At 71.6% G+C, this 25,022-nt stretch carries 26 protein-coding genes; 11 read left to right on the top strand and 15 right to left on the bottom strand.

The window, feature by feature from the left end:
* Positions 1 to 4 precede the first annotated feature (4 nt).
* Complete coding sequence (locus EDF27_RS02160; protein WP_132047013.1) at positions 5 to 1,039, top strand: alcohol dehydrogenase catalytic domain-containing protein; 1,035 nt, start codon at positions 5 to 7, stop codon at positions 1,037 to 1,039.
* Here the strand turns inward: EDF27_RS02160 and EDF27_RS19895 are convergent.
* The gene (locus EDF27_RS19895) at positions 1,023 to 1,676 is read right to left on the bottom strand and encodes a TetR/AcrR family transcriptional regulator (protein ID WP_132047011.1); all 654 of its coding nucleotides are present in this window, start codon (positions 1,674 to 1,676) and stop codon (positions 1,023 to 1,025) included. The two genes, EDF27_RS02160 and EDF27_RS19895, sit on opposite strands and share 17 nt — an antisense overlap.
* 89 nt (positions 1,677 to 1,765) lie before the next feature.
* Between EDF27_RS19895 and EDF27_RS02150 the strand changes: the two genes are divergently transcribed.
* Positions 1,766 to 2,113: a DoxX family protein gene (locus EDF27_RS02150; RefSeq protein ID WP_132047009.1), complete on the top strand. Its 348-nt coding sequence runs from the start codon at positions 1,766 to 1,768 to the stop codon at positions 2,111 to 2,113.
* Positions 2,114 to 2,136: 23 nt separating this feature from the next.
* Here EDF27_RS02150 and EDF27_RS02145 read toward each other — a convergent pair whose 3' ends face one another.
* Positions 2,137 to 2,703: a dihydrofolate reductase family protein gene (locus EDF27_RS02145; protein ID WP_123701133.1), complete on the bottom strand. Its 567-nt coding sequence runs from the start codon at positions 2,701 to 2,703 to the stop codon at positions 2,137 to 2,139.
* 117 nt (positions 2,704 to 2,820) lie between these two features.
* Between EDF27_RS02145 and EDF27_RS02140 the strand changes: the two genes are divergently transcribed.
* Positions 2,821 to 3,177 (top strand): VOC family protein, encoded by a 357-nt coding sequence (locus tag EDF27_RS02140; protein ID WP_123701134.1) that lies wholly within the window; start codon positions 2,821 to 2,823, stop codon positions 3,175 to 3,177.
* Between the two features lie 42 nt (positions 3,178 to 3,219).
* Here EDF27_RS02140 and EDF27_RS02135 read toward each other — a convergent pair whose 3' ends face one another.
* Positions 3,220 to 4,260, bottom strand: a complete 1,041-nt coding sequence (locus EDF27_RS02135; RefSeq protein WP_165931317.1) for a carboxypeptidase-like regulatory domain-containing protein — start codon at positions 4,258 to 4,260, stop codon at positions 3,220 to 3,222.
* Between the two features lie 103 nt (positions 4,261 to 4,363).
* Between EDF27_RS02135 and EDF27_RS02130 the strand changes: the two genes are divergently transcribed.
* The 4 genes from EDF27_RS02130 to EDF27_RS02115 all read left to right on the top strand — a co-directional run bounded on the left by EDF27_RS02130 (position 4,364) and on the right by EDF27_RS02115 (position 8,394).
* Positions 4,364 to 5,665 (top strand): sensor histidine kinase, encoded by a 1,302-nt coding sequence (locus tag EDF27_RS02130; RefSeq protein ID WP_132047005.1) that lies wholly within the window; start codon positions 4,364 to 4,366, stop codon positions 5,663 to 5,665.
* The gene (locus tag EDF27_RS02125) at positions 5,647 to 6,321 is read left to right on the top strand and encodes a response regulator transcription factor (protein WP_123655279.1); all 675 of its coding nucleotides are present in this window, start codon (positions 5,647 to 5,649) and stop codon (positions 6,319 to 6,321) included. Before EDF27_RS02130 ends, EDF27_RS02125 begins: the two co-directional genes overlap by 19 nt.
* A 121-nt stretch (positions 6,322 to 6,442) precedes the next feature.
* A complete protein-coding gene (locus tag EDF27_RS02120) occupies positions 6,443 to 7,324 on the top strand; it encodes an ATP-binding cassette domain-containing protein (RefSeq protein WP_123655280.1) in 882 nt (293 codons plus the stop codon).
* Positions 7,321 to 8,394 carry an ABC transporter permease gene (locus EDF27_RS02115; protein WP_132047003.1) on the top strand — a complete coding sequence of 358 codons (1,074 nt, stop codon included), beginning with the start codon at positions 7,321 to 7,323 and terminating at the stop codon, positions 8,392 to 8,394. Before EDF27_RS02120 ends, EDF27_RS02115 begins: the two co-directional genes overlap by 4 nt.
* On the opposite strand, the gene EDF27_RS02110 is transcribed toward EDF27_RS02115, so the two are convergent.
* Genes EDF27_RS02110 through EDF27_RS02095 form a run of 4 tightly spaced genes read right to left on the bottom strand, consistent with a single transcriptional unit; the run spans position 8,366 to position 12,691 of the window.
* Entirely contained in the window at positions 8,366 to 9,460 is a 1,095-nt protein-coding gene (locus EDF27_RS02110) for a Gfo/Idh/MocA family oxidoreductase (RefSeq protein ID WP_132047001.1), read from the bottom strand. The two genes, EDF27_RS02115 and EDF27_RS02110, sit on opposite strands and share 29 nt — an antisense overlap.
* Positions 9,457 to 10,482, bottom strand: a complete 1,026-nt coding sequence (locus EDF27_RS02105; protein WP_123701140.1) for a Gfo/Idh/MocA family oxidoreductase — start codon at positions 10,480 to 10,482, stop codon at positions 9,457 to 9,459. The genes EDF27_RS02110 and EDF27_RS02105 overlap by 4 nt, the downstream gene beginning before the upstream one ends.
* Positions 10,482 to 11,465 carry an ROK family protein gene (locus tag EDF27_RS02100; protein ID WP_132046999.1) on the bottom strand — a complete coding sequence of 328 codons (984 nt, stop codon included), beginning with the start codon at positions 11,463 to 11,465 and terminating at the stop codon, positions 10,482 to 10,484. Before EDF27_RS02100 ends, EDF27_RS02105 begins: the two co-directional genes overlap by 1 nt.
* Positions 11,465 to 12,691 (bottom strand): ROK family protein, encoded by a 1,227-nt coding sequence (locus tag EDF27_RS02095; protein ID WP_132046997.1) that lies wholly within the window; start codon positions 12,689 to 12,691, stop codon positions 11,465 to 11,467. Before EDF27_RS02095 ends, EDF27_RS02100 begins: the two co-directional genes overlap by 1 nt.
* Before the next feature lie 137 nt (positions 12,692 to 12,828).
* Here EDF27_RS02095 and EDF27_RS02090 point away from each other — a divergent pair, with 137 nt between their 5' ends.
* The 3 genes from EDF27_RS02090 (at position 12,829) to EDF27_RS02080 (ending at position 16,057) form a co-directional block, all read left to right on the top strand.
* Positions 12,829 to 13,746 carry a sugar ABC transporter permease gene (locus EDF27_RS02090; RefSeq protein ID WP_123655286.1) on the top strand — a complete coding sequence of 306 codons (918 nt, stop codon included), beginning with the start codon at positions 12,829 to 12,831 and terminating at the stop codon, positions 13,744 to 13,746.
* 9 nt (positions 13,747 to 13,755) lie between these two features.
* Positions 13,756 to 14,685 carry a carbohydrate ABC transporter permease gene (locus EDF27_RS02085; RefSeq protein WP_123701144.1) on the top strand — a complete coding sequence of 310 codons (930 nt, stop codon included), beginning with the start codon at positions 13,756 to 13,758 and terminating at the stop codon, positions 14,683 to 14,685.
* 61 nt (positions 14,686 to 14,746) lie between these two features.
* Positions 14,747 to 16,057 (top strand): ABC transporter substrate-binding protein, encoded by a 1,311-nt coding sequence (locus EDF27_RS02080; protein WP_123701145.1) that lies wholly within the window; start codon positions 14,747 to 14,749, stop codon positions 16,055 to 16,057.
* A gap of 120 nt (positions 16,058 to 16,177) precedes the next feature.
* On the opposite strand, the gene EDF27_RS02075 is transcribed toward EDF27_RS02080, so the two are convergent.
* On the bottom strand, positions 16,178 to 16,504 hold the full coding sequence (locus EDF27_RS02075) for a DUF952 domain-containing protein (protein ID WP_132046995.1): 327 nt from the start codon (positions 16,502 to 16,504) through the stop codon (positions 16,178 to 16,180).
* A 57-nt stretch (positions 16,505 to 16,561) separates the two neighbouring features.
* Here EDF27_RS02075 and EDF27_RS02070 point away from each other — a divergent pair, with 57 nt between their 5' ends.
* A complete protein-coding gene (locus EDF27_RS02070; protein ID WP_132046993.1) occupies positions 16,562 to 17,101 on the top strand; it encodes a TetR/AcrR family transcriptional regulator in 540 nt (179 codons plus the stop codon).
* 4 nt (positions 17,102 to 17,105) lie between these two features.
* Here the strand turns inward: EDF27_RS02070 and EDF27_RS02065 are convergent, their stop codons facing one another.
* From EDF27_RS02065 to EDF27_RS02030, 7 genes are all read right to left on the bottom strand, one after another.
* Entirely contained in the window at positions 17,106 to 18,320 is a 1,215-nt protein-coding gene (locus tag EDF27_RS02065) for a glycosyl transferase (protein WP_132046991.1), read from the bottom strand.
* 10 nt (positions 18,321 to 18,330) lie between these two features.
* The gene (locus EDF27_RS02060; RefSeq protein WP_132046989.1) at positions 18,331 to 19,131 is read right to left on the bottom strand and encodes an HAD-IIB family hydrolase; all 801 of its coding nucleotides are present in this window, start codon (positions 19,129 to 19,131) and stop codon (positions 18,331 to 18,333) included.
* Between the two features lie 143 nt (positions 19,132 to 19,274).
* Positions 19,275 to 20,702 carry an MATE family efflux transporter gene (locus EDF27_RS02055; protein WP_132046987.1) on the bottom strand — a complete coding sequence of 476 codons (1,428 nt, stop codon included), beginning with the start codon at positions 20,700 to 20,702 and terminating at the stop codon, positions 19,275 to 19,277.
* 107 nt (positions 20,703 to 20,809) lie between these two features.
* On the bottom strand, positions 20,810 to 21,253 hold the full coding sequence (locus EDF27_RS02050) for a MarR family transcriptional regulator (protein ID WP_207909549.1): 444 nt from the start codon (positions 21,251 to 21,253) through the stop codon (positions 20,810 to 20,812).
* Between the two features lie 131 nt (positions 21,254 to 21,384).
* The gene (locus EDF27_RS02040; protein ID WP_123655294.1) at positions 21,385 to 22,131 is read right to left on the bottom strand and encodes a copper homeostasis protein CutC; all 747 of its coding nucleotides are present in this window, start codon (positions 22,129 to 22,131) and stop codon (positions 21,385 to 21,387) included.
* Complete coding sequence (locus tag EDF27_RS02035) at positions 22,128 to 23,672, bottom strand: M81 family metallopeptidase (RefSeq protein WP_132046983.1); 1,545 nt, start codon at positions 23,670 to 23,672, stop codon at positions 22,128 to 22,130. Before EDF27_RS02035 ends, EDF27_RS02040 begins: the two co-directional genes overlap by 4 nt.
* On the bottom strand, positions 23,665 to 24,849 hold the full coding sequence (locus tag EDF27_RS02030) for an ROK family protein (RefSeq protein ID WP_132046981.1): 1,185 nt from the start codon (positions 24,847 to 24,849) through the stop codon (positions 23,665 to 23,667). The genes EDF27_RS02035 and EDF27_RS02030 overlap by 8 nt, the downstream gene beginning before the upstream one ends.
* Positions 24,850 to 25,022 lie beyond the last annotated feature (173 nt).

Below are 25,022 nucleotides of genomic sequence, written 5' to 3'. Positions count from 1 at the left end.
CATCGTGCTCGCCGCCGTCTTCACCGCCCCGCGCGACATCGTCGCCGAGGCCGTTCCCGATCCCACTCTGCTCGCCCCGACCGACGCGATCGTCCGGGTCGAGGTCACCTGCGTCTGCGGGTCCGACCTCTGGTACTACCGCGGCGAGAGTCCGCGCGCGCCCGGGCAGCGGAACGGCCATGAGTTCGTCGGCGAGGTCGTCGAGGTCGGGCCCGACGTCACCGGGCTCCGGGCGGGGGACTTCGTCATCGCCCCCTTCCGGTGGAACGACGGTACGTGCGGTCCCTGCATCGACGGGTTCCCGTCTGCCTGCCGGTCCGGCGGGATCTGGGGGCAACCCGGGGCCGACGGTGCGCAGGGCGAGTACGTCCGCGTCCCGTTCGCCGCGGCGACACTGGTCCGGGTGGACCGTCCCGCACCCGAGATGCTCCCGCACCTGCTGACCCTGTCCGACGTGCTCGCAACCGGGCACCACGCCGCCGTCTCCGCCGCGGTCCGTCCGGGCAGCACCGTCGCGGTGATCGGCGACGGCGCCGTCGGGCTCTGCGGGGTGGCCGCCGCCCGTCGCCTCGGCGCGGAACGCGTCATCGCCCTCAGTCGTGCGGAGCACCGGCAGGAGCTCGCCCGGCGGCTCGGGGCCACGGACGTCGTCGCCGAGCGGGGCGATGCTGCCGTCGAGGCGGTCGCGGAACTCACCGCCGGTCGCGGTGTCGACTCGGTGCTCGAGTGCGTCGGCACCGGGCAGGCGATGACCACCGCGTTCGGCATCGCACGCCCCGGTGGCCAGATCGGGTTCGTCGGTGTCCCGCACGGCAGCGCGGTCGACATCGGCCGCATGTACGCCACGAACGTCGGGCTCCGCGGTGGGCTCGCACCCGTCCGCGCGTACATCGACGAACTCCTGCCCGACGTGCTCGACGGCGCCCTCACGCCGGGCATCGTCTTCGACAGCACGTTCGCCCTGGCCGACATCGCCGAGGCCTACCGGGCGTCCGACGAGCGCGAGACCGTGAAGGCACTGATCACCGTCGGCGCATGACCGCCCGCCAGATCTGGTTCGGGCGGAGCGGCGGCCCGCCGAGCGGCTCCCGATCCGCGCCCGGCGCACGGAAGCCGTCGAGCATCAGGTCGACCCAGCGGCGGTGCAGCTCCGGCGCGACGTCGCCGAACGTCTCGATCGTGCGGGCCATCGAGAGCTGCACCACGGCGACGTCCTCGAGCGCGGCATCGGCCCGGACCGCGCCGGCCTCCTGCGCTCGGCGGAAGAGCGACTCCAGCCCCGCCTGGATCTCGGCGCGCAGGGCGAGCAGCGTCGGGGCGCCGGTGAACCGCGTCGTCATGAGTTCGCTGAAGCCCTCACGCCGGGCCTCGATGTCGGCGGTCCGCCGGATGAAGGTCGCGAAGCCCGCCCACGGGTCGTCCTCGGAGCGCGCGAGGCACTCCCGCATCAGGTCGAGGACCTCTTGCAGGGGTGCCTGCAGGACGGCTTCCCAGAGGGCGGCGCGCTCCGGGAAGTGCCGGTAGAGCGTGGCGTTGCCGACTCCTGCAGCCGCGGCGATCGGTTCCAGCGGGGCGTCGAGGCCGCGTTCGGCGAAGGCCGTGCACGCCGAGTCGACGATGGCGGCCCGGTTGCGGAGCACGTCCCGCCGCGGTGCCCGTGGTGTCGTCTCGCTCACGATCGGAGTGTACGACTGCGATCCGGGAATACGGGGAGTGCTGTCCGGATTGAAGCGGAGACAACTGTCCGTTTCATCTGGAGTCCCCCGTGCACATCGCAGCCGTCATCCTGTCCCTCGTCCTCGCCGTCGCCATGCTCGGATCCGGGGTGATGAAGCTCGTCGGGGCCGCCCAGATGCGCGCGAACATGGCCACGGTCAGCGTCACCCCTGGCCAGATGCGGATCCTCGGGGTGCTCGAGGTCCTCGCCACCATCGGGCTCGTCGTCGGCCTGTGGGTCCCGGCGCTCGGGATCGCCGCCGCGATCGGCGCGGTCATCTACTTCGCCGGTGCGATCGTCGCGCACGTGCGTGCGCACGACAAGGGCCTGCAGGGCGCAGCCGTCCTGCTCGCCGTGTCGGTCGCGACCCTGGTGGTGCTGCTGCTCGCGCTCTGATCCCACCCTGCGGTGGCCGTCCGTCAGCGCCGCACGCGGTAGCGGAGCGCCACCGCGCCGGTGGCGAAGGTCCGCGTGTCGAGCAGCTCGAGGTCGACCTGGCGTTGCGTCGGCGGGAAGTACGGGATCCCGCCGCCGACCAGCACCGGGGAGACGCGGACGCGGTACTCGTCGATCAGCCCGAGCTCGGCGGCCGCTGCCGCGAGGGTCGCGCCGCCGATCGCGATGTCGCCGTCGCCCGGCTCCGCACGCAGCCGTTCGATCTCCTCCGCGAGGCCGACCGTCGCCAGCCGGGTGTTGCTCGCGTCGACGCTCGACAGCGTCCTCGAGAACACCACCTTCGGCAACGCGTTCCAGAGGTCCGCCCACTCGCGCTCGGCGTCGTCCCACGACGTCGCCTGCTCCGGGTCCTCCCAGTAGACCATCGTCTCGTGCAGCCGCCGTCCGAGCAGGTGCACGTCGATCCCGCGGATCTCGTCGATCGAGGCGCGGAACTCCTCCGCGTCCGGCGCACCCCAGTCGAACCCACCGTCCGGCCCCACGATGTAGCCGTCGAGCGTCATCCCCATCGAGTACGTGACCAGCTTCATGGGGCGGAACCTACGCCCGCGATGCGTTCCGCGCACCTTCCTGGACCCGCACGCACCGCCGCGTGCCTACCGTCCCGCTCGTACCACGGACGAGCACCACCGACGAGAGGAAGCACCATGGCAACAGGAGTCGCAGCAGTCTGGGTCCCGGTCACCGACATGCCACGCGCCGTCGCGTTCTACCGGGACACGCTCGGGCTGGAGGTCACGAGCGAGTCCGACGACTGGAGCGAGATCGACGCGAACGGCCTGCGCATCGGGCTGAACGGCCGCGAGTCGGCCGGCCCCTCGCAGGACGGCGGCGCGGTCGTGTCGTTCCAGCCGGACGGCAGCATCGAGGACGAGGTCGCCGGGCTCAAGGAACGCGGTGCGGACATCCAGGGCGAGATCAGCGAGCACCCGTGGGGGAAGATCGTCCCCTTCAAGGACAGCGAGGGCAACGACCTGCAGCTGTACGCACCGCCGGCGAGCTGACGCACGGGCCGACCGGGCCGCGCGGGCAGCAGGGGCCGCGCGTCAGCGCGTGCTCCAGAAGTTGATCGTGCGGCTCTGGTCGGCGGCCATCACCACCGTGTGCGACGAGGCGCGATCGGCCACCGGCCGGTTGCCCTCGCCCCCGTACCAGTACGACACGTCCTTCCGCTGGCTCGGCGACCAGCCGACGACCTCGACCTTGTAGCGACCGGCACTCAGCACGACACCGAACAAGCCACCACGGCCCGGCGTCCAGTAGGTCATCGTGGTGTCGAAGGTGCTGCCGATGGACTCCCCGTAGACGTGCACCCGGGCGTTCGTGAAGTCGGTGTCGAGCTGCGGGTTGACGATCGCGCCGAGCGAGACACCCTGGGTCGCGCTGCCGTCGATCCCGTCCACGACGGTCTCGGTCCGCCCGACCGCCTGGTGCGCGACCCGGACGTAGGCCCGTTCGGCGGTGCTGCCCGGGTCGCGGTGGAACCCCCACGACAGGCTGCGGAGCGCCGGCCATGAGTCGAGCGTCTCGTCGTGCGCGTTCACCTGCACGCTGTAGTCGTCGCTCGGCAGCCCGTGCACCCAGTAGTGCCCGTCGGGTGCGGTCACGGTGCGCTTGACCGTGCCGGTGTTCCAGCCGCGGACGACGACGGCTGCGCCGGACAGGTCCGCGCCGTACGGGTTGTGTGCGGTGCCGCCGATGGACGCACCCCGTCGGACGACCAGGACCACCGCGTCGTGACTACCGGGCGCGACGACGACCCCGGTGCGCTCGGCCGGGATGACGTCGTCGAAGCCGTACGAGCCCTCGCGCTCACCGTGCAGCGTCCAGGTGCCCGCCGGCACGTCCTCGAACGTCAGCCGTCCGCGCTGGTCGCTCGTCGCCGAGGCCTCCGTTGAGCCGTCGGCAGCGCGGAGGTCGACGGCGACGCCCTCCATCGCGAGCGGTTGCTTGTCCGGGTCGGTGAGCATCACGGTGAGCGCTCCGTCCGCCGGTGCGGCCGTCGCGGCGGTGACCGGCGCGACGAGCACCCCGATCAGTGTCATCGCGGTCGTGATCCCGACCGTCGTCCATCGTCGTGCGGTCATGGCAGGGCCCCTGATCCCTCGCGGGGTCACCCCTGGCCCCGGTAGGTGGAGCGTAGTCGTGCGCCCCCGCGCGTGCTCGCCCGCACCCGCTACCGTTGGCGGCATGGTGACGGCGGGGGAGACGCAGGACGACTGGTCGCGGCTGCCGGTCGGGCGCCGCGAGTACCGGCAGGACGCCCTGCTCGCCGCGGCGCTGGCCCTCGGGATGGCGGTGTCGACGATCCTCTACGGCTCCACGGGCTTCTACGACGAGCTCGCCCCGTGGTGGGTCTCCGTGCTCCTCGTGCTGGCGAACACGGCCCCGCTCGCGTTCCGCCGCCGGTTCCCGATGACCGTCGCCGTGGTGGTCGCCCTGACGTTCGCGGCGATGCAGGTCCTGCACGTGCCAGAACTCTTCTTCAACAACTTCACGCTCTTCATCGCGCTGTACACGGTGGGGGCGTGGTGCTCGGACCGGCTGCGTGCCGAGATCGTCCGGTGGGTCGTCATCGCTGGCATGTTCGTGTGGCTGTTCCTCGCGATCTCGTTCAGCTGGTCGGTGCCGAGCGCGCTGCCGAACGACGGGGACGGCCTGGTGTCGCCCGTCATCGCGAACTCGCTGATGTCGATCATCATCAACCTGGTCTACTTCGGTGCGGCCTGGTACTCCGGCAACCGGGCATGGGCGTCCGCGGTGGCGAAGCACGCGCTGGCCGAGCGCACCGCCGAACTCGCGGTCGAACGGGAACGGAACGCGGTGCAGGCCGTCGCGCTCGAGCGGGTCCGCATCGCCCGCGAACTCCACGACGTCGTCGCCCACCACGTCTCGCTGATGGGCGTGCAGGCCGGGGCGGCGCGGCGGGTGCTCGAGCGCGACCCGGCCCTGGCGGCCACCTCCCTCGGCGTCGTCGAGGACAGCGCCAGGACCGCGGTCGAGGAACTCCGGAAGATGCTCGGCACGCTGCGCGAGGACGACCGCGACGTCGACGGCAGCACGGCCGACGCCCCGAGCACCGAGGGGCTCGCCCGGATCGCCGAGCTCGCCACCGCCGCGACCGCTGCGGGTCGCCGAGCCGAGTACACCGTCGTCGGGGACGAACGCCCGGTCCCGCCGACCGTCGCGACCGTCGCGTTCCGCATCGCGCAAGAGGCCGTGACCAACGTCCTGAAGCACGCCGGTCCGGACGCGCGCGCCGACCTGCGACTGCGGTACCTGCCGGACGGGGTGGAGGTCGAGGTGACCGACACCGGGATCGGGAGTCGCGCCTCCCGTCCGCCGTCCGGAGACGGGACCGACCGGAGCCGCGGCGGCGGACTCGGCCACGTCGGGATGCGCGAACGCGTGGCTGCCGTCGGTGGCCGCATCGAGATCGGGCCCCGCGCCCGGGGAGGGTACCTGGTGCGCGCATGGCTGCCGACCCCGTGACCATCCGCGTGGTCCTCGCCGACGACCAGGACCTGGTCCGCGCCGGCTTCCGGGTCATCCTGGAGTCGGAGCCGGGCATCCGCGTGGTGGCCGAGGCCGCCGACGGCCTCGCAGCAGTGCGCGCGGTCGAGGAACACCGTCCGGACGTGGTCTGCCTCGACGTGCAGATGCCGGGCGTCGACGGGCTCGAGGCTGCACGGCGCATCACCGCGCTCGACGACCCGCCGCCGGTCCTCGTCCTCACGACGTTCGACAACGACGACACGCTCTTCGCGGCGCTCGATGCGGGCGCGAGCGGGTTCCTCCTGAAGAACGCATCCCCGGAGAAGCTGGTCGACGCGGTGCTCACGGTCGCCGCCGGTGACGCGCTGCTCGCGCCGGACGTGACCCGTCGCGTGATCAGCCGTGCGACCGGGTCCCAGCCGGCGGTGGTCGTCGACGACGGGCCGATCGCGGGGCTCACCGAACGCGAGACCGAGGTGCTGCGGCTGCTCGGTCGCGGGCGCAGCAACGGGGAGATCGCGCGGCAGCTGTTCGTCGGCGAGGCCACGGTGAAGACCCACGTGTCGAACGTGCTGCAGAAGCTGGGGCTCCGGGACCGCGTGCAGGCGGTGGTCTGGGCGTACGAGCACGGAGTGGTCCGGTCCGGCGAGTAGCCCGCGTCTCCGCCTCGGGACGGAGGCCCGGTGCCCGTCCGGCGTGGGAGGTCCCCGCCGCGGTTCCTCCGTAGCGTCGGTGGTGCGGTGGGAGAGCCCACCGCCGAGAGGGGAAGACCTGATGCTCAGCATCGACGGGGTGACCAAGCACTTCGGCGACCGACGGGTGCTCGACGACGTCGCCTTCACGGTCGGCCGCGGCCGGCTCACCGGGTTCGTCGGCGGCAACGGCGCCGGCAAGACCACGACCATGCGGATCATGCTCGGCGTGCTCGACGCCGACAGCGGCACGGTCTCCATCGACGGCCAGGCCATCGGCCCCGCCGACCGCCGCCGCTTCGGGTACATGCCCGAGGAGCGCGGTCTCTACCCGAAGATGCCCGTCGCCGAGCAGGTCACGTACCTGGCGCGCCTGCACGGCGTCGACCGTCGGGCCGCGGCGGCGCGGACCGCCGAGCTCCTGGAACGCCTCGAGCTCGGTGCGCACGCCGACGACCCGGTGGAGAAGCTCTCGCTCGGCAACCAGCAGCGCGTGCAGGTCGCCGCGGCGCTCGCCCACCGCCCCGAGGTGCTCGTGCTCGACGAACCGTTCTCCGGCCTCGACCCGATGGCGGTCGACACCGTGCTCGGCGTCCTCCGCGAAGCCGCCGCCGACGGGGTCCCGGTGCTGTTCTCCAGCCACCAGCTCGACGTGGTCGAGCGGCTCTGTGACGACGTCGTGGTGATCGCCGACGGCCGCATCCGTGCCGCCGGACCGCAGGACGAACTGCGCCGTGCGGCGGGTCCCGCGGCGTGGGAGCTGCTGGTCGACGGGGACGTGGCGTGGCTCCGCGACGAGCCGGGCGTGCATGTCCGGGAGTTCGACGGCGGGTACGCCGTGTTCGAGGCGTCCGGGTCCGTGGCCCAGCGCGTGCTGCAGCGGGCGGTCACCACGGGGACGGTGGGGTCGTTCGGCCCGCGGGTCCCGCGACTCAGCGAGGTCTTCCGGGAGGTCGTCCGATGAGCTCCACCACCCAGGCGGTCCGCCTCGTCACCGTCCGCGAGATCCAGGCGCGGCTCCGCAGCAAGGCCTTCGTGGTCTCGGCGCTGATCCTGCTCCTGATGGTCGTCGCGTCGATCGTCATCGGCGGCATCGTCGGCAAGTCCGCCGCCGGGAGCACCACCCCGGTCGCCGTCGTGAGCGGCGTCACCCTGCCGTCGACCGGCGGTCTCGACGTGACCGAGGTCGACGACCGTGCGGCCGCCGAGCAGCTCGTCCGGAGCGGGGACGTCGACGCGGCGATCGTGCCGGAGTCCGGTCCGCTCGGGTTCGGCGTCGTCGGGCTCGACAGCGCACCGACGGACGTCATCCAGGCGCTCAGCGTCTCGCCGAGCGTCGAGCTCCTCGACCCGAACGCGATCGCCCCCGGGCTCGTGTCGCTGATCGGGGTCGCGTTCGGCATCGTCTACTTCGCCGCCGCGGTGACGTTCGGGCAGTCCATCGCGCAGAGCGTCGTCGAGGAGAAGTCCACCAGGGTCGTCGAGATCCTGATGGCGGCGATCCCCGCCCGCGCACTCCTGGCGGGCAAGGTGCTCGGCAGCAGCATCATGGCGCTCGGGCAGGTGGTGGCGATCGCGATCGCGGCCGCCGTGACGCTCGCCCTGACCGGGCAGGACAACCTGTTCACGTTGCTCGGCCCGAGCATGCTCTGGTTCGTGGTGTTCTTCGCGGTCGGGTTCGTGCTCGTCGCGTCGCTGTTCGCGGCCTCGGCGGCGCTGGTCTCCCGGCAGGAGGACGTCGGAAGCGTAACCACGCCGGTGATGATGCTGCTGATGATCCCGTACTTCCTGATCATCTTCGCCGCGGACAACCCCACGGTCCTCGGGATCATGTCCTACGTGCCGTTCAGTGCCCCGATCGGGATGCCGATGCGGATCTTCCTCGGGACGGCCGAGTGGTGGGAACCGATCGTCTCCCTGCTCGTCGTGATCGCCTCGGCCGCCCTCGTCGTGGTCGTCGGTGCCCGCGTCTACGAGAACGCGCTCCTCCGCACCGGCGGCCGGGTCAAGCTGGCTGACGCGATGCGGCGCTGACCGGCTCGGTCGGTGCCTGGGCCGTCCCGGCCGCGACCGCGTCGGCGGGGACGGTCACGGTCCGTCCGGTCCGCACCGACTCCTGCGCCGCCAGCACGATCGACAGCGTCCGCAGCCCCACCCGCACGTCGGGCTGGGGCTGCACGCCCGTCCGGACCGCGTCGATGAACGTGCCGAGCATCGCGTGGTCGAAGTCCGCGCCGTAGCGGGACTCGATCGGCAGCCCGGTGTCCGCCGCGATCCCGTGCGCGGCCGCCCCGAAGAAGTCGAGCGACACCGTGCCACCCGTCCCGGCGACGTCGAGCGTGAGCCCGCCCCACACCGGTGACGTGTCCGGCTTGCTCCACGAGCAGTCGATCGCGGCCACCACGCCGTTGTCGTACGTGATGGTGACGAGCCCGGCGGTCTCGGCCCGGGCACGTGTCGCGTGCAGGGTGCGGTTCGCGATCGCCGTGACGGTGACGGGAGCTGCCCCCATCAACCCCTCGAGCATGTCCGCGATGTGCACGACGTGGTCGACGATCGCGCCACCGCCGCTCAGCGCCGGGTCGGTGAACCAGTCGCGGGTCAGGGGCAGCATGCCGTTGTTCGCGCCGCGGACCGAGAACAGCTGCCCGAGCGCGCCGGAGTCGTGCGCGGCGCGGAGCTTGCCGAACGCCGAGGCGAAGCGGACCGGGAACGCCACCATGAGCATCACCCCGGCCGCCTCGACCGCGTCGCGCATGGCGATGCCGTCCTCCCACGTCGTGGCGAGCGGCTTCTCGCAGAGGACGTGCGCGCCGGCCGCTGCCGCCAGCTCGACGAGCTCACGGTGGCGGGCGTTCTCACTGGTGACCACGACGGCGTCGGGCTGCCAGACGAGGAGGTCCTGGTACGAGTCCGCGTAGTCGACGCCGAGCGCGACGGCGAGGTCGCGGCCGCGCAGCTCGACGACGGAGTCGCCGGTGCTGACGCCGTCCGGGTCCGAGCCGCGCACCTCCACGCCGGGCATCGCGGCGAGGGCGGCGAGGTAGCCGATCGCGTGGGTGTGGGCGAAGGACATCACGGCGACGCGGAGGGTGCTCATGCGGACACCTCCGCAGCGACCTCGAGCTGCACCGGTTGCCCGGTCTCCAGGGACGCCAGGGCCGCGTTCGCGATCCGCACCGCCTCGACCCCGTCCGCCGCGCTCACCCGGGGTGCGTCCGCGCCGGCGAACGCCCCGAGGAACTCCTGGAGCTCCAGCCCGTACGGGTCATCGGCCGGGTCGACCTGCGGCAGGAAGCCGTCGACCGCCTCCGGCGACGCGAGGTCCGCGACGTAGTCCTGCTCGTCACGTGAGCGGTGCGACAGGCTGCCGCCGGTCCCCGTCACCGAGTACTCGGTCGAGAACGCCAGGTGCTGCGGCCCCCAGATCCCGGCGACGTGGCTGATCGCCCCGGACGCGTGGGTGAGGAGGACGTGCGCCGCCTCGACGGGCTCCGCGTCCGTGCCGGTGCGCACACCCACGGCCGACACCGTCGTCACCTCGCCGGCGACCCAGCGAGCGATGTCCAGGTCGTGGATCATCTGGTCCATGACGATCCCGCCGGAGAGCGCGCGGTCGGCGAACCAGGGGGTGCGGGTCGGGAAGGCGCCGGACCGCACGAACCGCAGGACGGCCAGATCGCCCAGGAGGCCACTGGTCACCGCCTCCTTGAGGCGCACGTACGCGGGGAAGAAGCGGACGACGTGGGCCGGGTAGAGCTGCCGGCCGGCGTCCCGCGCGCAGTCCAGCAGGTCCGCCGCGTCGGCGTCGGTCCGGGCGAGCGGCTTCTCCGACACCACGTCCTTGCCCGCGGCGAGGGCGGCACGGACCACCTCGGCGTGCGCGAACGTCGGCGTGACCACGTCCACCACGTCGACGACGTCGAGCAGCGCGTCGAGCGAGTCCACGACCGTGATCGAGGACCCGGCCGCTTCCGCGGCTCCGGCGAACGCGGCGGCGAGCTCGGGCGCACCGTCCTGGGCGTACACGGTGACCGGGCCGAGGCGCAGCAGACCGGGCATGTGCGCGTACGCGATGCCTCCGGCGCCGACGAGGCCGATCCGGGCGGGGGTGTCGGACATCAGGACTCCTTCACGGGGTGCGGTTGAACGGGGGTGCCGACGAGCAGCGCGGCGCCGGCGAGTCCGGCACCCGCCCCGACGAGCGACTGCTCGATGCTGGGGACCGGGCGCCAGCCGAGACGTTCGGCGACGCCGGCACGGAGCGGGGCGAGCAGGCGCTCCCCGGCTTCACCGAGCCCGCCGCCGATGACGACGGCGCTCGGGTCGAGGACGGCGGTGAGCATCACGACCCCGGTGGCGAGGGCATCGATCGCCTCGGCCCAGACCCGCGTCGCGACGGGGTCGGTGCCGACGAGCGCGACGACCTCGCGGGTGCTCGCCGCGAGGGCGCCGCCGGCCGCTCGGTAGCGGCGGAACACGTTGCCGGCGGAGGCGTACACCTCGACGCAGCCGCGCTGGCCGCACGTGCACACCTCACCGCCGGGGACGACCGGGACGTGCCCGAACTCGCCGGCACCGCCGGTTGCGCCGTGCACGATCGTGCCGCCGGTGAAGATCGTCGCGGCGATGCCGGTGCCGATCGGGATGAACACGAACTCGTCGACGGACTTGTCCGCAGCACTCCTGGCGGCCTGTTCGGCACGCGCTGCTGCCCGGGCGTCGTGGTCGAGCGCGACGGGGACGCCGAACCGGTCGGCGAGGAGCTCGGCGACGGGCAGGTCGGCCCAGCCGAGGTTCACCGCGAGCACCACGCGACCGCGCTCGGCGTCGACGAGCCCGGGGGAGCAGAGCCCGATGCCGGCGAGGGCGCGGCCGGTGCGTGCGGCGCTCGCCGCGAGGTGGTCGACGAGCCCGACGACGGCGGCGAGCGCGGGCCCGCCGGGGCCGACGGAGTCGCCGGGCGCGCGGGTTGGTTCCGCGGCGTCCGACGGGGAGAGCACGGGGAACGTCGGCACGGTCGCCCGGTCGAGCACGGTGCCGTCGGCGTCGAACAGGGCGCCCTTCACGGTGGTCCCGCCGATGTCGACGGCGACGACCGCCATCAGCCGACCTCCGCCATGACGGCGTTGCGGGCGAGCTCGTCGATGCGCGCCGGTGCCAGGACCTCGTCGAGCGCGAGCACCACGCCGCCGCGGATGCCGGCGTCCCGCGGTGCGCGGCTGGCCCGCACCTCGAGGTCGTCGGCGACGAGCGGCAGGCACATCCGGTAGAGCTCGCTGCGGATCGCGGCGACGAGCGGCGGGGATGCCGACATCGCCCCGGCCAGCACGACCTCGCGCGGGTTGAAGAAGTTGGCGATCCCGGCGAGGACCCGGCCGATCAGTTCGCCGGCGGCGCGGAGTTCCTCGACGACCGCGGCGTCGCCCTGGGCACCGAGCCGCAGCAGGTCCCCGGTGGTCCCGACATCGTGTCCGGCAGCGCGCAGCCGGGCGGTGATCGCGCCACCGGACGCCACCGACTCCAGGCAGTTCGGCACACCGCACGTGCAGCCGATCGCGGAGACACCGTCGACCGACGTGTGCGAGACCTCGCCCGCAGCGCCACCGACCCCGCGGTGCAGGCGACCGCCGGCGATCACCCCACCGCCGATCCGGGTGCCGAGCTTCACGGCGACGAGTTGCGAGCACTCCGGGGGCAGCGCGTCGGAGCGCTCGGCGAGGGCGATGAGGTTCGCGTCGTTCTCGACCAGGACCGGGGCGTCGGTGTGCTCCTCGAACAGCGTGCCGAGTGCGGCGTCGTGCCAGGACGGTTCGAAGGCCGGCGTGACGATCCGGCCGCTCGGGTACGCGACCGGGGCGGGGACCCCGATCGCGGCGCCGCGGAAGTCGGCCATCGACAGGCCGGCGTCCTCGGCGAGCTGCACGAAGCGTCGCCAGAGTTCGGCGACGGCCGTGGCGGGGCCGTCGGCGCGGGGGAGCGGCTCGGAGACGCCGGTGTCGTCCGTGTCGGTGATCGTGCGTCCGGCGAGGTCGCTCAGCACGATGCGGGCGTGGTTCGCGCCGAGGTCGGCGGCCGCGACGAACCCGGCGGCACCGTCGAGTTCGAGTCGGCGTGCACGACGACCACCGCGGGACCCCTCGGCACCGACCTCGTGGACGAGGCCGAGCTCGACGAGCGTGTCGACGCGCAGCCCGACGGTGGACGGCGCGAGCCCGGTGGTGCGGGCGATGGTCGATCGTGACGCGGTGTCACCCGTCCTGATCAGACGGAGGACGTCGCCGACCGACCCGTGGACGTGCTCGACGTCCTGGTAGAGGCGGTGGTTCATGGCGTCATGCTAACCCGCAGTTGCGTCGACGTTCGAACGAAGTAACGCAGAAATCGAGTGTTTACTTTTCGTCATCGACGGGTAATGTCTCGGAAACACACAATTCCTAACGTTCAACGAAGAACGAAGGAGGCACGATGCCGAGTGCTGTCGCAGCACCACCCAGGTCGTCACTGGAGCGCAAGGAAGGTCGAGCGGGCTACGCCCTCATCGCCCCGACGAGCATCCTGCTGGCGCTCTTCTACCTCTACCCACTCGTCCAGACCGTCGGGTACTCGTTCACGAACTGGAACCCGGCGACCGGCGTCGCGGGCAGCTTCGTCGGCCTCGACAACTTCGCCGGGCTGCTGCAGGACGACGAGTTCCTGCAGGCCGCTGGGAACACCGCGCTCTACGTGGTGATCGTCGTCCCAGTGACGATGGTCCTCGGTCTGTTCTTCGCCGCGCTCCTCGCCCAGCCGTTCCGCGGACGTGGTGTCTACCGCGCGCTGCTCTTCGTGCCGTACATCGCCCCGATCGTCGGCAGCGCGCTCATCTTCAGCTTCATCCTGTCCCCGCTCGGTGGCCTGGTGAACGGCGTCATCACCGCGCTCGGCGGACCCCCGATCGGCTTCCTCAACTCCGAACCGTGGGCGCTCGTCAGCGTGATGGTGTTCTCGGTCTGGCAGGGCGTCGGCTACGCGATGATCATCTACTCCGCCGCGCTCACGAACATCCCGGCCAGCTACCACGAGGCCGCGACGCTCGACGGGGCCGGCCCGGTCCGCCGCTTCTTCACGATCTCGCTGCCCCTGGTGGCACCGACGACCGGCTTCCTCGCGGTGACCGGCGTGATCAGCGCGCTGCAGGTCTTCACCCAGGTCTACGTCCTCACGCAGGGCGGCCCGCTCGGGTCGACCGAGACGATCCTCTACTACATCTACCAACAGGGCTTCGTCTTCTTCCACGGCGGCTCCGCGAGCGCAGCGGCCGTGGTCCTGCTCCTCGTCGGCATCATCGTCGCCGTCATCCAGCTGCGGTTCATCAACCGCCGCGACCCCATCGAGCTGACCTAGGAGGCCGACGTGACCCAGATCGAAGCCGACGCCCCCACCGGCAACGTGCCCCGAGCCTCCCGTCCGGCCCCGACCGGGGCGACCCGGCCGCCGATCCGCCGCCGGCCGTTCCGTGCACGCTGGCGGAAGACCAGTCCGGCGGTCCTCCGCCACCTCATCCTGATCGTCGCGGTCGTGGTGTTCTTCGGCCCGTTCCTCTGGATGGTGCTGACGAGCTTCAAGTCCTCGGCCGAAGCGCTGTCGTTCCCGCCGACCTTCTTCCCCCGGGAATGGCGGTTCGACAACTACACGCAGGTGTTCGAGGTCGCGCCGTTCGGGATCTACTACCTCAACTCCACCATCGTCGCCGTGCTCACCACGGCGGGGCAGATCGTCACGAGCCTCGCGGCCGGGTTCGCGTTCTCCCGCCTGCACTTCCCGGGCAAGAACATCGTCTTCGTGATCCTGCTCGCCGCGCTCCTGGTGCCGTTCGAGGTGGTGTTCACACCGCTCATCAGCCTGCTCTCCTCGCTCGGCTGGCTGGACAGCTACCAGGGGCTGATCGTCCCGAACATCCCCTCGATCCTCGGGGTGTTCCTGTTCCGGCAGTTCTTCACGTCGTTCCCGGCCGAGATCGAGGACGCCAGCCGGGTGGACGGCGCCGGGGTCTGGCGGCGGATGTGGTCCGTCGTGGCACCGATGGCGACACCGATGATCGGCTCCTTCGCGGTCCTGTCGTTCGTCTACAACTGGAACAACTTCTTCTTCCAGTTCCTCGTCGCCTCGAAGACCGAGTTCTTCACCGTCTCCGTCGGGTTGACGCAGCTGCAGTCCGCGAACGCCGCCGAGAGCTTCAACCTCCTGATGGCCGGTTCCACCCTGGCGATCCTGCCGGTGTTCATCGTGTTCCTGATCTTCCAGAAGCAGATCGTGTCGGCGATGGCCGGCGGTCTGCGCTGAACCGCACCACACCACGCACCACTTCCCTGCACTTCTCCCCGAGGTCCGGAAAGGACATCCCATGCGTTCACGAATGCTCGGCGTGGCAGCACTCGCCGTCGCTGCGGCCGTCTCCCTGTCGGCCTGCGCCGGCGGCTCCGTCACCGGCAACAGCGGCGACTCGAACGGCAAGACCCAGATCACCGTGTGGCACAACTACACCGGCGACCAGGCGAAGGAAGCCAAGAAGCTCATCGAGGAGTACAACGCCTCGCAGGACAAGATCGAGGTCACCGCGCAGTACGCCGCGCAGAGCGACCAGTTCGACGCGAAGCTCATCAACGCGCTGAAGAACGACACCGGTCCGAACATGGTCCTCGGCGACAGCACGCCGCAGAAGATCGGCCAGGTCGTCGAGACGGGCAAGGTCGTGCCGCTCGAGAAGTACCTCTCCGCCAGCGACTCCACCATCACCACCGACAGCTTCACCGAGGGCATGCTCGCCACCGGCAAGTTCGAGGGGAAGACCTACACGCTCCCCACCGACATCGGCGACTACGCCGTCGTCTACAACAAGGACATGTTCAAGGCGGCCGGGATCACGGACACCCCGACCACGTGGGCAGAACTGCAGGCGGACGCGAAGAAGCTCACCAAGGGCACCACCCAGTACGGCATGTACCTGCCGATCGGCACCGGTGAATGGCCCGTCTTCACGTACCAGTCGATGCTCTGGAGCGCCGGCGGCGAGTTCATGAACGCGGACAACACCAAGGTCGAGTTCAACAGTGACGCCGGCGTGACCGCGCTGAAGGCCTGGACCGACATGCTCAAGGACGGCTCGGCGTACCCGCAGTCGCTGATGACCTCCACGTCGAACGGTGGCACGCCAGCCATGACGGCGAAGAAGGCCGCGATGGCGATCACCGGCGCGTACGACCTCGGCACGCTCGACGAGGCGCTCGGCAAGGACAGCGTCGGCGTCTTCCCGCTCCCCGGCATCAAGCAGAACGCCGCGAACCTCGGGACGAACAACTCGTACCTGCTCGAGGGCACGAAGGCCGAGAAGGACGCCTCGTGGGACTTCATGCAGTGGTGGCTGAGCCCGAAGACCGAGGCGAAGTGGGACATCGCGACCGGCCTGCTCCCCGCCAACACGGCGACGAACGACGACGCCACGTGGAAGAAGCACCTCGCCGACAACCCGCGCCTGCAGGCGTTCGCGGACGAGCTCGCCTACGCGAAGTCCCGTCCCTCGATCGTCGCCTACGGCGAGGTCAGTGAGGCGCTCTCGAAGGAGCTCGAGAAGGCGATGCTGCTGAAGGAGGACCCGGCGGACGCCCTCGAGACGGCGGAGAAGAAGGCGCAGGCGGTCCTCGACGCGGCCGACTGAGCCGGTCCGGTCACGCAGATGGTGACCGGACGGCGGACGGGAGGCTCGGTGCCAGCTGGCACCGGGCCTCCGTTCCGTCGCTGGTCACGTTCCGTCTCCTGCTCACGCCGCGTCTCCTGCTCAGGTCGCGGTGATCGCGGTCTCGCGCAGCACCACCTCGTCGGTCATCGGGATCGGTCCACCGATCCGCGGGACGCCGTCCACCCACGCCACCTCGACCCCGGCGCCGCGGAGCCCGGGAACGCTGAGGTCGATGCGCAGCAGGGGCAGGCGCAGGCCGCCGAAGACCCCAGCCAGCACGCTGTCGATGCGATCCGGCGTCGTGGCGTGGACGAAGCCGGTCTCGTCGAGGTGCACGCCCCGGGTTGCGACCTCGTACTCGCCGAAGCCGCGGCTCATCTCCCAGTCGTCCGCGATCGCGATGTGACAGATGACGGTGTCGTCCAACGGTGCTCCTCGTGTCGTGAATGAAACGGCACCGTATCATTCGCTACGCTGGGTTGCATGACCACGAAGCGCGGACGGCCGACCGCTCCCGAGCGGGCCGAGCGACTCGGACGCGTGCTGGCGGCGGCGACGACCTCCTTCGTCGAGGTCGGGTACCACGCGACGACGCTCGACGCCGTGGCCGAGGCGGCCGGGGTCACGAAGCGGACCGTCTACGCGTACGTCGGGGACAAGCCGGCGCTGCTGCACGAGGTCGTCCGACACCAGCACGCGTACCAGGACGTCCCGGCGCCGAACCCCCGTGCAGCCGGCGTGGCCGTGTGCCGCGCGCTCTTCGGCGACCGGGCGATCGGGTTGCAGCGTGCGGTCCTCGCCGTGGCGTTCGAGCAGCCGGAGATCGCCGCCGACTTCTACGCGACGGGGCCCGAGGCGGCGCAGCGGTGGCTCGCCGGACACCTCGACGGCGACGTCGTGCGGGCCGAGCGGCTCTTCACGCTCCTGCTCGGCGAGCCGCACCGCCGCCGGTTGCTCGGGCTCGAACCGGCGCCGACCGAGGAGTGGATCGACCGCCACGTCGCGGCCGTGCTCGCCGGATGACGCCTCAGTCGTGCTGGTCGGCCTCCACCGCCGCGCTCAGCCGTTCCAGCACGTCGGGGACGGCCGAGCGGACGCGGCTCCAGCTCGGGATGAACGGCTTGTCGTTCGGGCGGGCGGTGAAGGCCGTGCCGGCGTCGAGGACCGCCTGCGTGAAGAGCTCGACCGCGGCCTCCTCCGCGTGCTGGTCGAACCCGAGGCCGTTCATCTCCGCCTCGTGCCGGTAGATCTCCACGATGTCGAGCGCGTTCCGGTAGTACGTCGCCTTGAGCACCCGGAACGAGTCGGACGTCAGCGGGACGCTCATGGTCGCGAGCTTCCGGAGCAGCGACTGCACGATGTCGTTCCCCATCCGCGCGAGCCCACCGCTGCCGTCCGCCTCGGCGAGGGGCTGGTGCTTGTGGTCGTACGCGTCCGCGATCTCGACCTGGCACACCTGGCGGGTGGCGTAGTCGCGGTACACCTCGGACAGCATCCCGATCTCCAGGCCCCAGTCGCCGGGGATCTTCAGGCCGTTGAGGACGTGCGCGCGCATCGCGAACTCGCCGGAGAGCGGGTAGCGGAAGCTGCTGAGGTACTCCAGGTACTCGGACTCCCCGTAGACCTGGCGAAGCGAGCGGAGCAGCGGGCCGACCAGCAGCCGCCCGACGCGTCCGTTGATCCGGCCATCGGCGACCCGGGCGTAGTAGCCCTTCGAGAACTCGTAGTCGAACGCCGGGTTCGCCAGCGGGTACAGCATCCGGGCGAGCATCCCGCGCTCGTAGGTGGTGATGTCGCTGTCGTGCAGGGCGATGCACTCGGCGCGCTCGGACGCCAGCGCGTAGCCCGTGCAGTACCAGACGTTCCGGCCCTTGCCGGGTTCGCCGGGCGCCAGACCCTCCCGCTCGAGCTCGGCGTCGAGCTCCCGGAGTCGCGGCCCGTCGTTCCAGAGGATCCGGTGCCGCTGCGGCAGTCGCGCGAAGAACTCCCGCGCGTGCTCGAACTGCGCGCGGTCGGCCCGGTCCAGCCCGATCACGATCTCGCTGAGCCAGTCCGCCTCGGCGAGCTCGTCGACGATGCGGTGCAGCGCCGGGCGCTCGAGCTCCGAGTACAGGGCGGGCAGGATCAGGCTCATCGGTCGCTTCTCCGCGAAGCGCCGGAGGTCGTCCTCGATGCTCGCAGCGCTGCGACGGCTGAGGTCGTGGAACGTCGTGATGACGCCGTTCTGGTGGAAGTCGCTCATCGGTCGCTCCTCATCGGTCGTTCCCCAGGAAGTGGGTGAGCCCCTCGGTCCACCCCTGCGGGGCCGGGGACGTGGTGCGATGCACGCGCTCGGGTCGGTCGTCGGCGAGCGGTCCGGGTGCTGGACCGTGCCCGCGAACGACGACGGCGAGGTCGACGGCGTCGAGGAGCGCGGTGTCGTTCGGCCCGTCGCCGAGTCCGATGGTGCGCGGGGTGTTCCCGGTCCGACGCTCGTGGTCGGCGACGAGTGTCCGGACGGCGGCGCCCTTGTCGCACCCTGCGGGCAGGACGTGCCAGAACCGGCCGCCGCGGACCAGGTCGAGCCCGGCTGCCGTGAGGCCTGCGCGGAACTCGCCCGCCTGGTCGTCGTCCTCGGATCGCCAGAGCAGGACCTCGGACGCCTCGCGCCGCCGGGCGTCTGCTGCGGCCTGCACGTCGAGGCCCGTCCACGTCGCGACGACCTCGTCGGTGACGGTCGAGAACGTCTCGCAGTGCAGGTCGAGCGCGCCTCGGAGGTCGTCGAGCGCTGCCAGGAGCCGCTCGAGTCCGCCGTCCGCCGGCCCCGTGAGGGTGCGGCCGTCGTGGCCCACGACGACGGCGCCGTTCTCCGCGACGAAGGGCGAACCGACCAGCCCGGTCCGCTCCTGCAGCGCCGTGATCTCGGCAACGGTCTTGCTGCTGCAGAACACCACCGGCACGCCGTCCGCCCGGAGCCGGTCGAGCAGCGGCAGGGCCGCGTCGAACGAGTAGTCGTGGTGGTCGAGGAGCGTGCCGTCGAGGTCGGTGACGACCATCAGGTCGGGTGGTGGCATCGGTCTCCGCTCGCGGCTGGCTGGGCTGCGGGCGGCGACGCCCCGTCACCAGCCTCCCACGTGCTGGTGACGGGGAGGTGAACGGAGGGGAGGCTCGGTGCCAGCCGGCACCGAGCCTCCCGTCCGTCATCGGGTGCGTCCGGTCAGGCGGCCGCTTCTTCCAGGACGGCTTCCGCCCGCTCTGCGCTGCCCTCGGCCAGACCGCGGTCGATCCGACCGCGCGATGCCAGCCAGATGACGACACCGGCGAGGAAGACCAGGATCTCGGTGATCGTCAGGGCCCAGATGATGCCGGCGAGGCCGAACCACAGGTTCCCGAGCAGGACGATCGGGATGAAGAGGATGCCCTGCGCCATGGACATCGCGATCGCCGGGGTGGCGAGTCCCGCCGCCTGGAACAGCGACGTGAAGAGGCCGGTGAAGCCGTTCACGATGGTGGCGACGAGCTGGGCGACCAGGATCGTGAGACCGATCGCGAGCACCGAGTGGTCCGAGGAGAAGATCGTGAAGACCTGCTCGCGGAAGACGAACACGGTGCCCGAGAAGAGCAGCACGATCGCGCCGACGGTGAGTGCCGATGCCTTCAGCGCCGAGTTGAGGCGGGCTCGGTCGCCCTTGCCGTAGGCGTAGGCCAGGAGCGGCAGCACACCGATCGTGACGCCCATCACCAGGAACTCCGGCACCTGGGCGATGCGGACCGCGACACCCATCGCGGCGAGCGGGTCGTCGCCGTACTGCGCGGCGAGGTTGTTGAGCACGAGGGTGGTCACGATGAGGAACCCGGCCTGCAGCAGCTCGCTGACGCCGATGCCGAACACCGGCTTGAGGACGGCGGGACGGAGCGTGAACCAGCGGAGCGACAGGGAGACGTTCTCGCTGTGCTTGCCGAGCCACAGCACCCAGTAGACGATGCTGACCGCGTTGGCGAGGCCGACCGCGAGCGCGGCTCCGGCGACGCCCCAGTGCAGCACCAGGATGAAGAGCACGTCGAAGACCAGGTTCCCGATCGTCGACAGGATGAGGCCGATCATCGCCTGGCGGGCAGCGCCCTCGGCGCGGACCATCTGCTCCAGGCAGAACGCGGCGGCGAGGACGGGGACGAAGGCGAGCATCACGCTGACGTAGGCACTCGTGGCGGGGACGGCTGCGGCGTCAGCGCCGAGCACGCCGACGAGGGGCTGCAGGAGCAGGAGCCCGATGCCGCCGAGCACAATGCCGGTGATCACGGAGCCCCACACCGCGAACGACGCGACGTGCTTGATCTCGCCGGCCTTGGCGGGGTCCTTCTCGGACGCGCCGAGCAGGCGGGACATCAGCGCGCTGCCGCCGACGCCGAACACGCCGCCGATCGCCATGATGAGGCCGAGGAGCGGGGTCCCGAAGGTGATCGCGGCGAGGAGCGAGGTGTCGTGCTGCGAGCCGATGAAGCCCGCGTTGATGACGTTGTAGAGGGCGCTGACGACCATCGCAGCGGCCATCGGGACGCAGAGGTGGACGAGGGCCCTGGCGATCGGGGCGGCGGAGAGGTACCAGCGGTTCTTCTGTGCGGCGGTGAGGGCTTCGGTGGTCATGGTGTGCTCCTTCCCTCCCGGTTCCGGGCAGGGTCGAGCGCGCGCCGACGGACGCCGGCGCGGCGATGGTTTGTATGGGAGTGGGGGGCGCCCGGGTGGGCGGTGGTCTACCGGGTGGGCTCGTCGAGCTCCGCGGTGACCTTCAGCAGCAGGGTGCGGAGGGTGTCGCGTTCGTCCGTGGTGAGCGGCGCGAGGAGGGTGTCGTCGAGGGCGAGCATCGCGTCGGTGAACCCGGCGATCAGTTCGATGCCGGCCGGTGTGGCGTGGACGAGCTTCGTGCGGCCGTTGGCTGCGTCCGCTCGGCGTTCGATCAGGCCGCGCTTCTCGAGCCCCTGCAGGAGGCTCGAGACGCTCGCGGCGCTGGTCCGGGTCATCTCGGCGATGTCGCGCTGGATGGCGCCCGGGTTCTGCTGCAGGTAGCCGAGCACGAAGCTCTGCTCGTGCGTGAGGTCGCGGTCGCGCACCCACTCATCGGCGGCCTTGCGCTGCGCCCACCCGATCCAGCGCATGAGCTGGAGTGGGGAGTCGAAGTGCGGTGCCTGCTGCGTCATGATCAGAACTCTAAGTGTTCGATCTCTAACTGTCAACCTTCGAACTGACCGCGGCGAGCGCAGGGGGCGCGGGCGACGCGGGCGGCGCGGGCGTGTGCGACGCGGGCGACGCGGGCGTGTGCGGCGGCGGGCTACGCCTCGTCGAGGGCGGCGCGCGCAGCGCGGACGACGTCCGCGTCGGTGACGAAGTGCGCGGAGCCGTCGTCGGCACCGCCCATCGGGACGCCCGCGTGCGCGCTGTCCGGCGCCGGACGCTTCGCGGAGAGGTGGACGGCGGCTGCTCCCGTGGCGACGAGCGCCGGGACGTCAGCGGGGATGACCCCGGCGCCCGCCATCACCTGCACGGGCCCGGCGGCCGACACCATCCGGGCGATCGTCGCGGCTCCGGCGAGGGCGGTGGGCTGGCCGCCCGAGGTCAGCACGCGCGTGAACCCGAGGTCGGCGAGCGTCGCCGCAGCCGCGACCGGGTCGGCGGCGTGGTCGATCGCCCGGTGCAGGGTGACCTCGACGGAGTCGCGGACGGAGCGTGCGGCGTCCACGAAGCGACGGAGGACGTCGTCGTCGAGGGTGTGGTCCGGGCGCAGTGCCCCGACCACGACGCCGGCGGCCCCGGATCGGAGCACGGCGCGGAGTTCGCGCTCCATGAGCTCGATCTCGGCGGCGTCGTAGACGAACCCGCCCGGCCGGCTGCGGATGAGCGCGTGCGCGGGGATGCCCGTCTCGTGGGTGGCCTCGACGAGGGCCTGCGACGGGGTGAGCCCACCGAGTTCCAGGCCGACGCAGAGCTCGACCCGGTCGGCGCCCCCGTCCCGCGCGACGACCGCACCGCCCGGCGAGGTGACGGCGATCTCGAGCGAGACGGATGGGGCAGTGCTCACGCGATGGCTCCGAGTGGTTCGTTCGAGGACGGGATGATCCGGGCGCGCAGGTCGGGCGCGGTCGGGAAGACCCGATCGTACGGGAACATCGGTCGCACGATCCTGTGGTGCCCGAGCCGTTCGAGGTCCTGGTCGACGCCACCGGGGGTGAGCGCGAGCATCCAGTCGGCGGACATGTCGAACAGCTCCGGTTCGAGGTACCCGATCTTCACGATCACGATGTCGGCCTGACGCGGCGCGAGGTCGAGGTCGGTGAAGTCGTGCTCGTGGTGGTACGGCTTCCGGAGCTTCGTGAGGATCGCGAAGACGCTGCCGACCTGCAGCACGACCTCGGTCTCGGCGTCGCGGTCGCCGTGCTTGATCGCGTGCACCCGCCCGGTCATGGTGATCGGTCCCGCGTGCACGGCATCGACCGTCGCGCCGGCGGTCACCGTGACGACGGCACCCACGCCGGCGTCCACTGCGGTGGCCACGGCGGCGGCGCCGGGGACGCTCGCGTAGATCACGACGGGGCCGTCGGCGGACTGGAACGCCGGGTGTGCGAGCACCTGCGTGAGCCCCCACGTCATGTCGCCGGAGCCGCCGGCGGTCGGGTTGTCGCCCGAGTCGGAGATGAAGTACGGCCGTGCGGCACCGGGGGCGAGTGCGGCGGCGAGGCACTCGTCGAACGAGCCGGTCGGCGCCACGAAGACGAAGTCCTCGCGGACGTCCCAGAACGCCCGCGCCAGTCGTTCGGCACCGGCGGCGACGGCGTCCCGGTCCCATCCGGTGACGACCGTGACGGCGCGGTCGCGGGGCTGGTCGGCCCAGGCGTACCCGACCCAGATCGCGGCGTCGAGCACGCCGTCGGTCGCCTCGACCTCGGGGACCTGGGCGTACAGCGACGCGGCGGGCTCGATGCGCGTGGAGGTCTGCTCGCCGGGCAGCAGCACCGGGATCGGGATCCACGCCTTCACCGGGCGCTGGGCCCCGACGGGCCGGGTGGTGAGCACGTCGACCAGGTTCCGGACGGCGCGTTCCTTCGTCTCCATGGCGTCCTCGTGCGGGGCCATCCGGTAGCAGGTGACGAGGTCGACCTGGTGCGCGAGCTCCTGCGTGACGTTGCCGTGCAGGTCCATCGACGCGGACACGATGACGTCGGGGCCGATCACCGCGCGGATGCGTCCGAGCAGGTCCGCTTCGGCGTCGTCCAGCCCCTCGACGACCATCGCCCCGTGGATGTCGTACCAGAGGCCGTCCACGGACGTGGTCGACACGATCGAGGCCAGCCGCGCGACGATCTCGTCCGCGAGTGCCTCGTAGGAGTCCCGCGCGACGATCCCGCCGGGCAGCGCGTGCCCGATCAGTGCGCCGTGGAAGTCCGCGTCCAGCGACGCCAGGAACGGGTACCGCGCGACGACCTCGTCCCCGCGGTCCGGGTGGAAGGCCGGCGCGAGGGTCCTCGTCGGGGTGAACGTCGAGGTCTCGATGGCGAGCCCGGCGATCGCGATGACCGGGCGGCGGGCGGGTGCGGTGGGCGAGGTGGGGACGGTGTCAGACACGGACGCTCCTGTTCCTGGTGGTCGACTGGGGGATCGGCGTGGACAGCTCCTGCAACGAGGCCGCGAGGCCCCGCTGCAGGGCGAACTGCCCGGCGCCGACGAGACCCGCGTCCGCGCCGAGCGAGGCGCGCTCGATGGCGAGGTGCTCGGTCACGAGCGGGTGGCAGCTCTGGTAGAGCTGGCTCCGCACGGCCGCGACGAACGGGTCGAGGGTGGAGAGGATGCCGCCGAGGTAGACGGCATCGGGGTTGAAGAAGTTCACGTTGGCGGCGAGCACCTCGCCGAGGTACCGCCCGGCCAGCCGCACCGCGCGGGTCGCCTCCGGGTCGGCGTCCGAGGCGAGCCGGACGACGTCCGCGGTCGAGGACACCGGCACACCCGCGCTGGAGAGGATCCGCACGAGGGCGGCACCGGACGCCACGGTCTCCAGGCACCCGGTGTTGCCGCACGAGCAGGGGGTGTCCCCGGCCGCGTCGATGCGCACGTGCGTGATGTCCCCGGCGGCGCCGGTCGACCCGCGGTAGAGCCGGCCGTCGATGATGATCCCGGCGCCGATCGCCGATCCGGCCTTGACGGTGATCGCCTGCCGCCTGGCCGGGTCCTGCACCGTCTGCTCGCCCGCTGCCATGCAGTTCGCGTCGTTGTCCACCGCCGCCGGCACACCGAAGCGCTCGGTCAACCAGGCGACGACGGGGAACCCGTTCCACCCGGGCATCCGGCTCGGCAGGTCGACGACCCCCGCCTCGACGTCGACGGGGCCGGGCAGGCTCAGCCCGACGCCGCGGAGTCCGTCACGTCCACGGCCGTCGATCAGCGAGTCGAACAGCGCCGCCAGGCGCGTCAGGCCGGCGGCCGGACCGTCGGAGAGCGCGAACGGGACGTTCGCGACCGACTCGAGCGAGCCTCCCGGCAGGACGATGCCGACGCGCGCGTGTCCGCCGCCGACGTCCGCGGCGACCGCGTACTCGTCCACCCCACCGATCCGCAGCACCTTGCGGGGCCGGCCACCGGTCGAGGCGTCGGTGCCCTCCTCGGCGAGGATGCCGTGCTCGAGCAACTGCCCGACGACGTGCGAGACGGTCGACGGCGCGGCACCGAGCAGCTGGGCGATCTCGGTCCGGCTCGACGCCTGACCGGATGCGATGAGCTCCAGCACCCGGGAACTGAGGTCCGGCACGACTTTCTCCAATCGAGGCGGAAGCACGGGCGAATTGCCGTTCGACCGCGACTCTAACGGGCAGACAGAGCGGTGAACCCTTTCCACCGAACCGCAGAAACGAAGTATTTACACGAGAACGTTTGTTTTTCCAACGACTTTGGTCGTTGACTGTGCGCATCCCGACATCCCTC

The organism is Curtobacterium sp. PhB136 (assembly GCF_004346855.1).
In the GTDB taxonomy this organism is placed as follows: domain Bacteria; phylum Actinomycetota; class Actinomycetes; order Actinomycetales; family Microbacteriaceae; genus Curtobacterium.
Note: the sequence above shows the minus strand (reverse complement) of the source record. Positions and strands in the feature narration are given on the sequence as shown.

Coding starts and splice junctions, on each gene's coding strand:
- EDF27_RS02145 (WP_123701133.1), bottom strand. CDS start 2,703: ATGAAGCTGGTCACGTACTCGATGGGGATGACGCTCGACGGCTACATC.
- EDF27_RS02140 (WP_123701134.1), top strand. CDS start 2,821: ATGGCAACAGGAGTCGCAGCAGTCTGGGTCCCGGTCACCGACATGCCA.
- EDF27_RS02135 (WP_165931317.1), bottom strand. CDS start 4,260: ATGACCGCACGACGATGGACGACGGTCGGGATCACGACCGCGATGACA.
- EDF27_RS02130 (WP_132047005.1), top strand. CDS start 4,364: ATGGTGACGGCGGGGGAGACGCAGGACGACTGGTCGCGGCTGCCGGTC.
- EDF27_RS02125 (WP_123655279.1), top strand. CDS start 5,647: ATGGCTGCCGACCCCGTGACCATCCGCGTGGTCCTCGCCGACGACCAG.
- EDF27_RS02120 (WP_123655280.1), top strand. CDS start 6,443: ATGCTCAGCATCGACGGGGTGACCAAGCACTTCGGCGACCGACGGGTG.
- EDF27_RS02115 (WP_132047003.1), top strand. CDS start 7,321: ATGAGCTCCACCACCCAGGCGGTCCGCCTCGTCACCGTCCGCGAGATC.
- EDF27_RS02110 (WP_132047001.1), bottom strand. CDS start 9,460: ATGAGCACCCTCCGCGTCGCCGTGATGTCCTTCGCCCACACCCACGCG.
- EDF27_RS02105 (WP_123701140.1), bottom strand. CDS start 10,482: ATGTCCGACACCCCCGCCCGGATCGGCCTCGTCGGCGCCGGAGGCATC.
- EDF27_RS02100 (WP_132046999.1), bottom strand. CDS start 11,465: ATGGCGGTCGTCGCCGTCGACATCGGCGGGACCACCGTGAAGGGCGCC.
- EDF27_RS02095 (WP_132046997.1), bottom strand. CDS start 12,691: ATGAACCACCGCCTCTACCAGGACGTCGAGCACGTCCACGGGTCGGTC.
- EDF27_RS02090 (WP_123655286.1), top strand. CDS start 12,829: ATGCCGAGTGCTGTCGCAGCACCACCCAGGTCGTCACTGGAGCGCAAG.
- EDF27_RS02080 (WP_123701145.1), top strand. CDS start 14,747: ATGCGTTCACGAATGCTCGGCGTGGCAGCACTCGCCGTCGCTGCGGCC.
- EDF27_RS02070 (WP_132046993.1), top strand. CDS start 16,562: ATGACCACGAAGCGCGGACGGCCGACCGCTCCCGAGCGGGCCGAGCGA.
- EDF27_RS02065 (WP_132046991.1), bottom strand. CDS start 18,320: ATGAGCGACTTCCACCAGAACGGCGTCATCACGACGTTCCACGACCTC.
- EDF27_RS02060 (WP_132046989.1), bottom strand. CDS start 19,131: ATGCCACCACCCGACCTGATGGTCGTCACCGACCTCGACGGCACGCTC.
- EDF27_RS02055 (WP_132046987.1), bottom strand. CDS start 20,702: ATGACCACCGAAGCCCTCACCGCCGCACAGAAGAACCGCTGGTACCTC.
- EDF27_RS02050 (WP_207909549.1), bottom strand. CDS start 21,253: ATGACGCAGCAGGCACCGCACTTCGACTCCCCACTCCAGCTCATGCGC.